The sequence below is a fragment of the Amycolatopsis sp. CA-128772 genome, assembly GCF_002904295.1.
Lineage (GTDB): Bacteria > Actinomycetota > Actinomycetes > Mycobacteriales > Pseudonocardiaceae > Amycolatopsis.
The window spans coordinates 53,866-66,145 of sequence record NZ_PPHG01000096.1; the positions used below are offsets into that span (position 1 = coordinate 53,866).

Sequence of the window (12,280 nt, forward strand, 5' to 3'; positions counted from 1 at the left end):
CCGAGGCGGGCAAGTGACCGACGTGACCCACCTCAAGCCCCGCCGCCGCGGCCGGACGCGCTGGTTCGTCGCCGGCGCCGTCCTGGTCGTGGTGCTGGGCACCAGCTCCGTCGTGGTCCTGACCCGGGTGTCGAGCGCGACGCCGGTCAAGGAGGCCGCGCCGCCCGCGGTCGAGACCGCCGAGGTCGTCAAGACCGACCTCCGCGAAGAGGAAGAGGCCGACGGCACCCTCGGCTACGGCGACGAAGAGACCGTGCCGGGCCGCAAGCCGGGCACGATCACGTCGCTGCCCGCCGCCGGCGCGACCCTCACCCGCTGCCAGGCGGCGTACGGCGTGGACGCGAAGCCGGTGCCGCTGTTCTACGGCACCCTGCCGTTCTACCGCGACCTCGCGCTCGGCGCGGAGGACGGCGCCGACGTCAAGCAGCTGGAGGAGAACCTCAAGGCGTGCGGGTTCGGCGGCTTCGGCACGCCGGACAAGAAGTTCACCGCGGCGACGGCGGCCGCGCTGAAGAAGTGGCAGAAGTCCCTCGGCCTGGAGCAGACCGGCGCGTTCGGCCAGGGTGACGTCGTGCTGGCGGCGGGCGAGGTCCGCGTGTCGGCCGTGGCGGCCAAGCTCGGCTCGCCGGCCCAGGGGGAGGTGCTCAAGACGACCGGCACCGTCCGGTCGGTGCAGGTGAAGCTCGACGCGGCCAAGCAGGGCCTCGCCCAGCAGGGCGCGAAGGTGTCGGTGACGATCAACGGGAAGACGACGACGGGCACGATCACCGACGTCGGGCGGACCGCCGTCGAAGGCAAGGACCAGGCGGGCCAGGACGACGGCAAGCCCAAGATCACCGTGACCGTCCGGCTCGACGACCCGGCCGTCGCCGGCTCGCTCGACTCGTCCCCGGCGAGCGTCCGGTTCACCAAGGACGTCCACGCCGACGTGCTCGCGGTCCCGGTCGGCGCGCTGCTGGCGCTCGCCGAAGGCGGGTACGCGGTCGAGGTCGACGAGAACGGGCAACGCCGGCTGATCGCCGTCCAAACGGGACTGTTCAGCGGCGGCAAGGTCGAGGTCACCGGAACCGGCCTGGCCGCGGGCCTGCGGGTGGTGACGACGTCGTGACGCCCGTCCTGCGCGTGCACGAGGTCACGCGCACCTACCCGGGCGGGGTCGCCGCGCTCGACGGCGTCTCGCTCGCCCTGGAAGACGGCGAGATGGTGGCGATCGTCGGGCCGTCCGGGTCCGGCAAGTCCACCCTGCTGCACCTGATGGGCACGCTCGACCGGCCGTCGTCGGGTCGCGTCGAGCTGCACGGCCACGACGTCGCCGCGCTGCCCGACCGCAAGGTCTCGGCGCTGCGCTCGCGCTGGATCGGGTTCGTGTTCCAGCAGTTCTTCCTCGACGAAGGGATGAGTGCGGTGGACAACGTGTGCACCGGCCTGCTCTACGCCGGTGTGCCGCGGCGGCAGCGGCGCGCGCGGGCGCTGGCCGCGCTCGACCGCGTCAAGCTGGGACACCGGGCGTGGCACCGGCCCGGCGAGCTGTCCGGCGGCGAACGCCAGCGCGTCGCGATCGCCCGGGCGGTCGTCAACGACCCGGCGATCCTGCTGGCCGACGAGCCGACCGGCAACCTCGACACCGGCACCGGCGCGTCGGTGCTCGCCCTGCTGGGCGAGCTGTCCGCCGACGGCACCACGATCGTCGTGATCACCCACGACCGCGAGATCGCCGCGGGCATGCCGCGCCGGATCGAGCTGCTCGACGGGCGCCTGCGGCTGGACACCGGCCTGGTGGGTGCGCGATGACCCTGGTGAAACTGCCGGAACCGGCCCGGCTCAAGCCACCGGACGTCATCGCGCTCGGCGCGCACGGCATGCGGACGCGGCCGGTGCGCGCGGTGCTGTCCGCGCTGGGCATCGCCATCGGCGTCGCCGCGATGGTGGCGGTGCTGGCCATCCCGGCGTCCGGCGCGCAGGCCCTGCACGACCGGCTGGCCGCGCTCGGCACGAACCTGCTCACCGCCGGGCCGGGGCAGACGCTGTTCGGGAAGAACGCGGTGCTGCCCGACGACGCCGTCCCGATGGCCAAGCGCGTCGGCCCGGTCCGGGCGGCCGCCGGCACCGGGACGACGTCGGCGAGCGTCCGGCGCAGCGACAAGATCGCCTCGGACGACACCTCCGGGCTGGCCGTGTACGCGGCCAAGCCGGACCTGCTCGCCGTGCTGGGCGGCAAAGTGCGCGCGGGGGCCTTCCTGGCCGCGGGGAACCAGGACTACCCGGTGACGGTGCTCGGTGCCCAGGCCGCAGCCCGGCTCGGCATCGACCACTGTGACATCCGGGGCTTCGTCCCGGGCCGGGGACTCCGCCACCCGGAACCCCCGAAAAGCAGCTGTGATCCCGCCCGGCCGCCGCAGGTGCTGATCGGGACGCAGTGGTTCACCGTGGCCGGCATCCTCGCGCCGATGCCGCTGGCGCCGGAGATCGAGCGCTCGGCGCTGGTCGGCTGGGACGTCGCAAAGCGGCTGCTGGAGTTCGACGGCCATCCGTCCACTGTGTACGTCCGCGCCGAGGAGTCCTCTGTGGACGCCGTCCGGTCCGTGCTGGCCGCGACGCTGAACCCGCAGGCGCCGAACGAGGTCGAGGTGCGCCGCCCGTCGGACGCGCTGGCGGCGCAGAAGCTCACCGACACCACCTACAGCGCGTTGTTCCTCGGGCTCGGCGGCGTCGCCCTGCTCGTCGGCGGGGTCGGGGTGGCGAACACGATGGTCATCTCCGTGCTGGAGCGGCGGCGCGAGATCGGCCTGCGCCGGGCGCTCGGGGCGACGAAACGGCAGATCCGCGGGCAGTTCCTGGCCGAATCGGTGCTGCTGTCCGGCTTCGGCGGGCTGGCGGGGGTGCTGGCCGGGGTGCTGGTGACGGCGGGGTACGCGCTGAGCCAGGGCTGGCCGGCGGTGCTGCCGTCGGCGGCGCTGGCCGGCGGGGTCGGGGTCGCGGCGCTGGTCGGGGCGGTGGCGGGGGCCTACCCGGCGGTGCGGGCGGCGCGGCTGGCGCCCACGCGCGCGCTGGCCTGAAGGTGCACGAAGGCCGGGTGGCGTTACGCGCCACCCGGCATTCAGCACGTTGGAAGATTTCCGACGCAATCGGCCGGGTGTTGGATGAGCTGGCGGGAGGGGGCCGATCGAAGGGCGGGACGGCTGTGTTGCGAGTCGAGGCGAACCGGCGCGATTTCCTGCGGTGGCTGGCGACGGCGGGAGCGGGCCTGGCCGCCGCCGGAGTCGCGCCCGCCGTGTTCGCGCAGGAAGCCGCGGCCGCCGGCACCGGCGTGGTGGTGGTGACCGGCGCGACCGTCATCGACGGCACCGACGGCCCGGCCCGGCCGAACTCCGCGGTCGTGCTGGTCGGGGACCGGATCGCCTGGGTCGGCCCGGCGGCCGAGGTACCGGCGTGCGGCAGCGCCCGCGTCATCGACGGCCGCGGCCGCTACCTCGTGCCCGGCCTCTGGGACATGCACGCCCACGGCATCGACTACGAAGACCTCTGGCCACCGCTGTTCCTGGCCAACGGCGTCACCGGCATCCGCGAGATGCAGGGGTACGACGAAAACCGCGTCACCCGCGACAAGATCGCCCGCGGCGAGCTGCTCGGCCCGCGGGTCGCGCTGGCCAGCGCGATCATCGACGGGCCGGTGTCGCTGCTCGGCCCGCCGGCCGTCAAGGTCGACGGCGCCGCCGAGGCGCGGGCCGCGGTCCGGACCGCCGTCGCCCAGCGTTCGGACTTCGTCAAGGTGTACTTCTACCTGCCGAAGGACGCGTTCGCCGCGATCGCCGACGAATGCCGGCGCCACGGCCTGCCGTTCGCCGGGCACTGGCCCTACCGGCTCCGGCTGCTCGAGGCGGCCAAGGCCGGGCAACGCAGTTTCGAGCACCTCTTCGGGCTGCCGATCGCCACGTCGAGCCGCCGGGACGAGTTCCTCGCCCGGCTCGACGTGACGCCGTTCGACCCGAAGGCCCCGCGCGACTTCTTCAACCTGGCCCGCGAACTGGACCGGGAGGCCGCGCAGGCGTACGACCCGGCCGCCGCGGCCGAGCACTTCGCGGGGCTCAACGCCTACGGCAGCCGGCTCAGCCCGACGTTCACGGTCAACCGGGTGATCTCGCGGCCCGCCGACGCCTACGCGCACGACCCCCGGCTCAAGTACGTCTCGCAGGACATCCGCGACCTCTGGGCCGACCGGCTGCCGCTGTTCACCCCGGTCACCGCCGCCCAGGCCGCCCAGCAGGAGGCGTATTTCGAGGCGCAGCTGCAGCTCGTCGGGGAGGCCCACCGCGCGGGCGTCGGGATCCTCGGCGGGACCGACTGCCAGAACCCGTACGTCTTCCCGGGGTTCAGCCTGCACGACGAGCTCGGCTACCTGGTCCGGGCCGGGCTGAGCCCGCGGCGGGCGCTGCAGGCGGTGACCCGCGACGCGGCCGCGTTCCTCGGCCGGGCGCACACCGCCGGGACGATCACCCCCGGCAAGGAAGCCGACCTGGTGCTGCTCGACGCCGACCCGCTCGCCGACATCGGCGCGGTCCGCCGGGTCGACACGGTCGTCACCGCCGGCCGGGTGCTCGGGCGGGCGAAGCTCGACCAGCTGCTGGCCGGCGCCGAAGCCGCGGCGAGCCGCCCGGTCACCGCGGCGAACGCCAGGTCAGTGCGGTTGCCGGTGCACGGCTGCTGCTGAGCCCCGGGTAATCTCGGCCGGTCGAAGACCGGGTTCGAGGGGGGCACAGTTGACTGGGCGCAAAGTGGCTTGGTCGCTCGCGGTGCTCGAGATCGCCGCCGTCGTCCTGGTGCTCGTGCTCAAGCGCTTCGACGGCCTCGACCTCGAGGTCTACCTGGGCGGCGCGAAAGCCCTGGCCGAGCAGGGCTCGCCGTACGACGCCTGGGTGCCGACCACCCACCAAATCCTGCTGCCGTTCACCTACACGCCGTTCGCCGCCGCGGTGTTCCTGCCCGGCACGCTGCTGCCCTTCGCGGTGACGATGAAGCTGGTCAGCATCGCGTCGATCCTCGCGACCGGCGTGGTGGCCTACCTCTACGTCGCCACGCTCAACGGCTCGCTCACCGACGCCTCGAAGGTCCGCGGCCGGACGGTCGCCGCGCTGGTCGCCATCGGCGCCCAGCTCGCCGGCGCGCTGCTCGAACCGGTGCGTTCGACGCTGGGCTTCGGGCAGATCAACGCGCTGCTGATGGTGCTGGTGGTGCTCGACGTGCTGCTGCCCGGCGAGCGGAAGCGGACGAAGGGCCTGCTGATCGGCGTGGCCGCGGCGATCAAGCTGACCCCGGCCGTGTTCGTCGTCTACTTCCTGGTCCGCCGCGACTTCCGGTCGGTCGCGCGGGTGGTCGCGGGCTTCGTCGTGGCCGGGGCGCTGCTGTGGCTGATCCGGCCCTCGGCCTCGTTCACCTACTGGACGAAGCTGGTCTTCGACGCGGGCCGCATCGGCGGTGTCGACTACGTCGGCAACCAGTCGCTGCACGGCCTGACCGTGCGCGCCGGCCTGCCGGAGTTCGCCTGGGTGCTGGCCGCGCTGGGCGTGATGGCGCTGGTCGCGGTGATCATCGTGCGCGCCGCCGAGCCGGTGCTCGGGCTCACCGCCTGCGCGCTCGGCGGGCTGCTGGTGTCGCCGATCTCGTGGACGCACCACTGGACGTGGTGCGTGCCGCTCCTGGTCCTCGCCGGGTGGTACGCGTGGCGCTTCGACCGGGCCGTCCGGTGGGTGGCGGCCGCGGTCGTCGTCGCGGGACTGGCGTTGTTCATCGCCGGCCCGATGTGGTTCGCCCCGCGCCCGGCGCCGTCCTTCGGCTGGTGGCTGGCGACCGAGTCCTACGAGCTCTTCGTCCTGGTCCTGCTGGTGCTCGCCGCGTTCGGCGCCCGTCGCCTGGGCACGAAGAAGGGGACCCCTGCCGCGGAAGCGGCGGAGGTCCCCTCCAAGGAGCCTCAGGTCAGCTGAGCCGCTCGACCACGTACTCGATGGCCTGCGTCAGCTTGGTGACGTCGTCCGGGTCGATGGCCGGGAACAGGCCGACGCGCAGCTGGTTGCGGCCCAGCTTGCGGTACGGCTCGGTGTCGACGATCCCGTTGGCGCGCAGCACCTTCGCCACCGCGGCAGCGTCGACGTCGTCGGTGAAGTCGACCGTGCCGACGACCTGCGAGCGCAGGTCCGGGTCCTTTACGAACGGCGTGGTGTAGCTCGTCTTCTCGGCCCACTCGTACAGCCGCGACGAGGAGTCCTTCGTGCGCGAGGTCGTCCAGGCGAGGCCGCCCTGGCCGTTCATCCACTCGATCTGCTCGGCGAGCAGGAACAGCGTGGCCACGGCCGGGGTGTTGTACGTCTGGTCCTTGCGGGAGTTGTCCAGCGCGGTGGTCAGCGACAGGAACTCGGGAATCCAGCGGTCGCCGCCGCCGATTTCGCCGATCCGCTCGACCGCGGCCGGGGAGGCCAGCGCGATCCAGAGCCCGCCGTCGGCGGCGAAGGACTTCTGCGGCGCGAAGTAGTAGACGTCGAAGTCCTCGGCCTTGACCGGGAGGCCGCCGGCGCCGGAGGTGGCGTCGATCGCCACCAGGGCTTCGTCGCTGGCTGTGAGGTTTTCGGGGCGGCGGACCGGCACGGCCACCCCGGTCGACGTCTCGTTGTGCGCCCAGCCGACCAGGTCCGCACCGGCTTCGTAGGCGATGTCGGGCGCGCTGCCCGGCTCGGCCTTGACCACGATCGGGTCGGCCAGGAACGGCGCGCCCTTGGTCACGGTGGCGAACTTCGACGAGAACTCGCCGTAGGTGAAGTGCTGCGCGCGCTCGCGGACCAGGCCGAAGGCGGCCGCGTCCCAGAACGCGGTGGTGCCGCCGTTGCCGAGGATCACCTCGTAGCCCTCGGGCAGGGAGAACAGCTCGGCCAGGCCCGCACGGACGCGTCCGACGAGGGACTTGACCGGCTTCTGCCGGTGCGACGTGCCGAGGTAGGTGGAGCCGGACTCCGCCAGCGCACTCAGCTGCTCGGCGCGGACCTTCGACGGTCCGCAGCCGAAGCGGCCGTCGGCCGGCTTGAGGTCTGCGGGGATGGTCAACTCAGCGTCGGTCATGTGGCCAGTCTCTCAGGTCGGGATACGGCTGGTGAAGGGGGATCTTTCGCGTCCGGTATGTGGAACGTTGGGCCGGACGGGGGCATCGGCGCGGGCGGCGTGGGGGTAAAAACACGGTTTCCGCGCCCGTCCCGCCCCGGTAGCTTCACCCCGTTGTGAAGGCCCCGCTCACCACCCTGGGGGTGTGAGCGGGGCCCGTCAACTCACCGCCAGCCCTCGACGCCGCCCGGGACCGGCGCGGCCGGGTCGTACGGCGTGCGCGTGAAGATGAACGTCGCCAGGTCGAGGTGCGTGGCGACGCCCTCGGCGTTCCGGCCGACTTCGAGCGTCTCCCCGGCGTAGTAGGCGTCGAGGCCGACGTAGGTGTCCTTGCCGACCGGGCGGAAGCGTGAGCTGCGCCCGGCGCCTTCGGCCGGCGCGAGCAGCAGCAGGCCGTCGGCCTGCAGGCGCAGGTGGTACGGCGTCGGGCCCCAGTGCCAGAGGCCGGTCAGCGCCAGCAGCTCCGGGTCGGCGGTGGACGGCAGCCACTCGGCGGGCACCCGCGGCTCGAGCTCGTCGGTCATCGTGATCAGGTCGAGGCAGAGCTGGGTGATGCCGACGCCGGCGGTCGAGTTGGCGAGCACCAGCGCGCCGGTCTGCGCCGCCGGGTCGACCAGCGTCACGGCGAGGAACCCGGGCATCGAGCCGGTGTGCCCGGCGAACCGGCGGCCCTGGTAGCGCACGAGCATCAGGCCGAGCCCGAACCCGGTCGTCCAGACGTCGGTGTCGTCGACGGTGACCATGGTCCGCATCTCGGCGACGGTCTCCGGCGCGAGCACGTCACCGGTGTCGCCGCCGAGGAACGCCGTCCAGCGGCCGAGGTCCTGCGCGGTCGACCACAGCTGCCCGGCGGGGGCCATCGCGCCGGCGTCCGGGCTCGGCTCCGGCAGCAGGACGTCGGCGAAGGGGTGGACGGCGAAGCCCTCGGCGTGCGCGCCCACCGGGTGCGGCGTGGTGCGGGTCATCCCGAGCGGGCCGAGGACCTCCTCGTCGAGCACGGCAAGCCAGCCCTTGCCGCGGTGGCGGGCGAGGAGCTCGCCGAGGACGCCGTAGCCGACGTTCGAGTAGTGGAACCGCGCGCCGGGCCGGTGCTTGGTCGCGCCTTCGGCGAGGCTGCCGACCAGGGCGTCCCAGTCGGCGCCCGGGGTGCGTTCCCACCACCGGCCGGGCGATTCGGACGTCAGGCCGGCGGTGTGGGACAGCAGCTGGGCGACGGTGGCGGCGCCGAAGGGCGTGCCCGGGACGTGCTTTTCCAGGGGGTCGTTGAGGTCGAGCAGGCCTTCGTCGCGCAGGCGCATGACGGCGGTGGCGACGAGGGTCTTGGTGATCGAGCCGAGCCGGTACTGGGTGTCGGTGCCGGGTTGTTCCTCGCCGACCCGTCCCCGGCCGCCGGACCAGACGATCCCGCCGTCGCGCACCACGGCGGCGACCAGCGACGGAGCCCGGCAGGAGGCCTGCTCATGGGCGATCCGGCGGAGCAGGGCGTGTTCGGTCGAGGCAAGCATGGGGGCATTCTGCCGCGCGGCGGCGGGCGGAGCAGGCCCTGGTCCTCAGCCGAGCAGGTTCCGCGCCATGGCCGTCGTCACCGCCGCCGTCCGGTCCGAGACGCCGAGCTTGCCGAACACCCGCAGCAGGTGGGTCTTCACCGTCGCTTCGCTGATGTGCAGCGCGCGGCCGATGTCGGCGTTCGTGCCGCCCTTCGCCACCAGCCGCAGCACCTCGACCTCGCGGGCCGACAGCGGCTGCGGCTCGGGGTTGCGGACCCGGTTGACCAGCTTCCCGGCCACCGACGGCGCGAGCACCGTCTCCCCGCGGGCCGCCGCGCGGATCGCGTTCGCCAGCTCGGCCCGGGACGCGTCCTTGAGCAGGTAGCCCGACGCGCCGGCTTCGACCGCGCGCAGGATGTCGGCGTCCGTCTCGTACGTCGTCAGCACGACGATCCGGCGGCCGGGCTGCGCGCGCAGGATCCGCTTGGTGGCGCCGACGCCGTCGAGGCCGGGCATCCGCAGGTCCATCAGGACGACGTCGGGCTCGGCGACCCGGTCGAGCGCGACGGCCTCGTCGCCGGAGCCCGCTTCGCCGACGACCGTCAGGTCCGCCTCGGCTTCGAGCATGCCGCGGAGCCCTTCGCGGACGACGGGGTGGTCGTCGACGAGCATGACGCGGATCAAGCCGGCACCTCCAGGGTGAGTTCGGTGCCGCTGGGGCCACTCCGGACGCTCAGTGTGCCACCGACCTGCTCGGCGCGGGACCGCATCCCGCGCAGCCCGAACCCGGTGGTGTGCCCGGGATCGAAGCCGGTGCCGTCGTCCCGCACGGACAGCCGGACCGCACCGTCCACAACGGACAAGCGCACCGACACTACCGACGCGGCCGCGTGCCGGCGGACGTTGTTGAGCGCTTCCTGCGCGCCCCGCAGCAGAACCACCTCGCCCGCCATGCCGATCGGCGGGAGCGCACTGTCCACTTCGTACCGGACGCCGACGCCCGTCTCGTCGGCGAGCCGGTCGGCCTGCCGCCGGACGGCGTCGACGAGCGAACCGGCCGCGAGGTCCGCCGGGGCCAGCGCGGCGACCATCGCGCGCGCCTCGGTGAGGTTGTCCCGGGCGGTGCGGGCGGCCAGCTCCGCGTGCCGCCGCGCGGCGGCCGGGTCGGTGTCCAGTTCGGACTCGATGGCCTGGGCGAGGGTGACGATGCTGGTGAACCCCTGGGCCAGGGTGTCGTGGATCTCCCGGGCGAGCCGTTCGCGCTCGGCCGCGGTGCCCGCCTCCCGGGAGAGGCGGGCGACCTCGGCCTGGCTCGCTTCGAGCTTCGCGATCAGGTCCGCGCGGCCCCGGCTCTCCTCGATGACGTGCCCGATGAACTTGCCGCACAGCACGCCGAAGACGACCAGGATGGCCGTCATCGGCAGCATGATGTGCAGCGTCGGCCCGTTGAGGCCGTGGTTGACGATGGCCGCCGCGGGGTTGATCAGGATGGCGATGGTGGTGAGCACCGCCGCCGGCCGGAACTCGAGCGTCGAGAACAGCAGCGGGCACGCCATGAAGAGGATGAAGCCGGACGTCCCCTCGGCGACCATGGCCACCCCGATCAGACCCAGGACCACGCAGGCGAACGCCCATCGCTGCCCGAGGGCGGAGTCGTCGTCCCGGACGAGCCGGCGGCCCCACAGCAGGTAGCTCAGCGCCAGCGCGGTGAGCGCCCCGGCCGCGGCGGCCGTCCGCGCCGGCTCGGCCCCGTCGAGGAGCACGAGCGTGGTCGTGGCCAGGTAGGCCACCGCGAAGAGGATCTCCCAGAGCCAGTTGAACCGGTCCCAGGCGTCGGTCACTTCGTGTCGGTCCACCGGAAGGTCAGCCGCGCCAGCACCGCGCCCGCCACGCACCAGATCCCCAGCACCAGCGCCACCCGCGGAAGTTCCCATGTCCCGGCCATCTCCATCCTCACCGCGCCGTCCGGCAGGAACACCGACCGGAACCCCTGGCAGATCCACTTCAGCGGGAAGAACGACGCGATGTCCACCATAACTTTCGGCAGGTGGGTGATCGGCGAGACGAACACGCCGGAGATGAACTGCAGCACCAGGTACAGCATCTGCACGATGGCGACCGCGCCGTTGGTGGACTTCGCGAGCGAGCTGATCGCGATGCCGAGCAGCGTGCACGAGACGATGCCGAGCGCGAACACCCACAGCAGCGTCAGCCACTTCGCCGGGTCGGCCGGCAGCCGCAGCCCGAACAGCAGCACGGCGACGCCGGCCATCAGCACGGTCTGGGCCAGGCTCGACACCGCGACCAGCACCATCTTGCCGACGAAGTAGGACGCCGGCGGCATCGGCGTGCCGCGCAGGCGCTTGAGCGCGCCGGTCTCGCGGTCGGCCGAGACGCCGGTCGCGATGCTGTTGAACGACGTCGACACGATGCCGGAGCCGATCATCCCGGCCGCCAGCAGCTGCCCGGACGTGACTCCGTCGAGCGCCGTCGGACCGTCCAGGATGGACCCGAGCAGAATCATCAGCACCGCGGGCAGGGAGAAGGTGAAGACCACCTGTTCCTTGTGCCGGAAGAACTGCCGCAGCTCGGTGCCGCCGCGGGCCAGGCCGAGCGACAGCGGGCCGGGTAGCGCGACAGGGGCTTTTCGGGGATTCCGGGCGGCGGAGCCCCCGGCCCGGGGCGAAGCCCCGGATGTCGCAGCGGTCATGCTCTGTCTCCGATCAGGTCCAGGTAGATGTCCTCCAGGCTCGGCCTGGTCACCGTCAGCCCGGCGAGCTCCCGGCCCCCAGCCGAGAGCTCGGTGACGAGCTTGGTCGGGTACGCGGTCCGCTCGACGTGCTCGCCGCGTTCGTCGGTCCAGCGCACGGTGGCCTCGGCGGCGGCCCGGCCGCCCAGGTTCTGCGGGGTGTCCTGGGCGACGATCTCGCCGCGGGCGATGACCGCGACCCGGTCGGCGAGCGCCTCGGCTTCGTCGAGGTAGTGCGTGGTCAGCAGGATCGTGGTGCCCTCGGCGGCGAGGTCGCTGATCAGCGCCCAGAACTGCCGCCGCGCCTCGGGGTCGAAGCCGGTGGTCGGTTCGTCGAGGAAGAGCAGCTCGGGCCGGCCGATGATGCCGAGCGCGACGTCGACGCGGCGGCGCTGGCCGCCGGAGAGCGACTTGACCCGCGCCTTCGCCTTCTCGGTGAGCCCGACCTTGTCGATCACCTCGTCGGGGTCGCGCGGGTCGGGGTAGTACTTCGCGAAGTGCCGGACGGTCTCGGCGACGCTCAGCTCGGCGGCGTCGGTCGCCGTCTGCAGGACGATGCCGAGCCGCGACCGCCACGCGCGCCCGGCCTTGCCGGGGTCTTCGCCGAGCACGGCGACCTCGCCGGACGTCCGCTGCCGGTGGCCTTCGAGGATCTCGACGGTGGTGGTCTTGCCGGCGCCGTTCGGGCCGAGCAGGGAGAACACCTCGCCCTGGGCGATGTCCAGGTCCAGTCCGGCCACGGCGAGGTGACCGGGGTACTGCTTGCGCAGGCCGCGCACGTTCACTGCGGTGGTCATGGCCCAAGCCTGGCGCGTGTGGGGGCGGGATCCCACCAACGGGCGGCTGAACCGGCTGTCCACCGTTCGACGGACACCGGCGGCCTGGTTTCCCGTGGAACCAC

11 protein-coding genes are annotated in these 12,280 nt (G+C 73.1%); 5 read left to right on the forward strand and 6 right to left on the reverse strand.

Annotated elements, in window-relative coordinates; genetic code table 11:
- Nucleotides 1-13: 13 nt before the first annotated feature.
- The 5 genes from C2L59_RS42985 to C2L59_RS43005 all read left to right on the forward strand — a co-directional run bounded on the left by C2L59_RS42985 (nucleotide 14) and on the right by C2L59_RS43005 (nucleotide 5,978).
- A complete protein-coding gene (locus tag C2L59_RS42985; RefSeq protein ID WP_199199671.1) occupies nucleotides 14-1,108 on the forward strand; it encodes a peptidoglycan-binding domain-containing protein in 1,095 nt (364 codons plus the stop codon).
- Nucleotides 1,105-1,791 (forward strand): ABC transporter ATP-binding protein, encoded by a 687-nt coding sequence (locus C2L59_RS42990; protein WP_103355336.1) that lies wholly within the window; start codon nucleotides 1,105-1,107, stop codon nucleotides 1,789-1,791. The genes C2L59_RS42985 and C2L59_RS42990 overlap by 4 nt, the downstream gene beginning before the upstream one ends.
- On the forward strand, nucleotides 1,788-3,056 hold the full coding sequence (locus tag C2L59_RS42995; RefSeq protein WP_103355337.1) for an ABC transporter permease: 1,269 nt from the start codon (nucleotides 1,788-1,790) through the stop codon (nucleotides 3,054-3,056). Before C2L59_RS42990 ends, C2L59_RS42995 begins: the two co-directional genes overlap by 4 nt.
- Nucleotides 3,057-3,181: 125 nt before the next feature.
- Nucleotides 3,182-4,708 (forward strand): amidohydrolase family protein, encoded by a 1,527-nt coding sequence (locus C2L59_RS43000; protein ID WP_233224007.1) that lies wholly within the window; start codon nucleotides 3,182-3,184, stop codon nucleotides 4,706-4,708.
- 49 nt (nucleotides 4,709-4,757) lie between these two features.
- Entirely contained in the window at nucleotides 4,758-5,978 is a 1,221-nt protein-coding gene (locus C2L59_RS43005) for a glycosyltransferase 87 family protein (RefSeq protein WP_233224008.1), read from the forward strand.
- Here the strand turns inward: C2L59_RS43005 and serC are convergent.
- From serC to C2L59_RS43035, 6 genes are all read right to left on the reverse strand, one after another.
- Nucleotides 5,971-7,104: a phosphoserine transaminase gene (gene serC / locus C2L59_RS43010; protein WP_103355338.1), complete on the reverse strand. Its 1,134-nt coding sequence runs from the start codon at nucleotides 7,102-7,104 to the stop codon at nucleotides 5,971-5,973. The genes C2L59_RS43005 and serC overlap by 8 nt on opposite strands.
- A gap of 203 nt (nucleotides 7,105-7,307) precedes the next feature.
- Complete coding sequence (locus C2L59_RS43015) at nucleotides 7,308-8,648, reverse strand: serine hydrolase (RefSeq protein ID WP_103355339.1); 1,341 nt, start codon at nucleotides 8,646-8,648, stop codon at nucleotides 7,308-7,310.
- Between the two features lie 45 nt (nucleotides 8,649-8,693).
- The gene (locus C2L59_RS43020; protein WP_103355340.1) at nucleotides 8,694-9,314 is read right to left on the reverse strand and encodes a response regulator transcription factor; all 621 of its coding nucleotides are present in this window, start codon (nucleotides 9,312-9,314) and stop codon (nucleotides 8,694-8,696) included.
- Nucleotides 9,311-10,471 (reverse strand): sensor histidine kinase, encoded by a 1,161-nt coding sequence (locus C2L59_RS43025; RefSeq protein ID WP_103355341.1) that lies wholly within the window; start codon nucleotides 10,469-10,471, stop codon nucleotides 9,311-9,313. The genes C2L59_RS43020 and C2L59_RS43025 overlap by 4 nt, the downstream gene beginning before the upstream one ends.
- Nucleotides 10,468-11,340: an ABC transporter permease gene (locus tag C2L59_RS43030; RefSeq protein ID WP_233224009.1), complete on the reverse strand. Its 873-nt coding sequence runs from the start codon at nucleotides 11,338-11,340 to the stop codon at nucleotides 10,468-10,470. Before C2L59_RS43030 ends, C2L59_RS43025 begins: the two co-directional genes overlap by 4 nt.
- Nucleotides 11,337-12,176 carry an ABC transporter ATP-binding protein gene (locus tag C2L59_RS43035; protein ID WP_103355342.1) on the reverse strand — a complete coding sequence of 280 codons (840 nt, stop codon included), beginning with the start codon at nucleotides 12,174-12,176 and terminating at the stop codon, nucleotides 11,337-11,339. Before C2L59_RS43035 ends, C2L59_RS43030 begins: the two co-directional genes overlap by 4 nt.
- Nucleotides 12,177-12,280: the final 104 nt, after the last annotated feature.

Bases quoted from the DNA above. Each gene is read 5' to 3' on its own strand.
- C2L59_RS42995 (WP_103355337.1), top strand. From the start codon at position 1,788: ATGACCCTGGTGAAACTGCCGGAACCGGCCCGGCTCAAGCCACCGGAC.
- C2L59_RS43035 (WP_103355342.1), bottom strand. From the start codon at position 12,176: ATGACCACCGCAGTGAACGTGCGCGGCCTGCGCAAGCAGTACCCCGGT.
- serC (WP_103355338.1), bottom strand. From the start codon at position 7,104: ATGACCGACGCTGAGTTGACCATCCCCGCAGACCTCAAGCCGGCCGAC.
- C2L59_RS43030 (WP_233224009.1), bottom strand. From the start codon at position 11,340: ATGACCGCTGCGACATCCGGGGCTTCGCCCCGGGCCGGGGGCTCCGCC.
- C2L59_RS43015 (WP_103355339.1), bottom strand. From the start codon at position 8,648: ATGCTTGCCTCGACCGAACACGCCCTGCTCCGCCGGATCGCCCATGAG.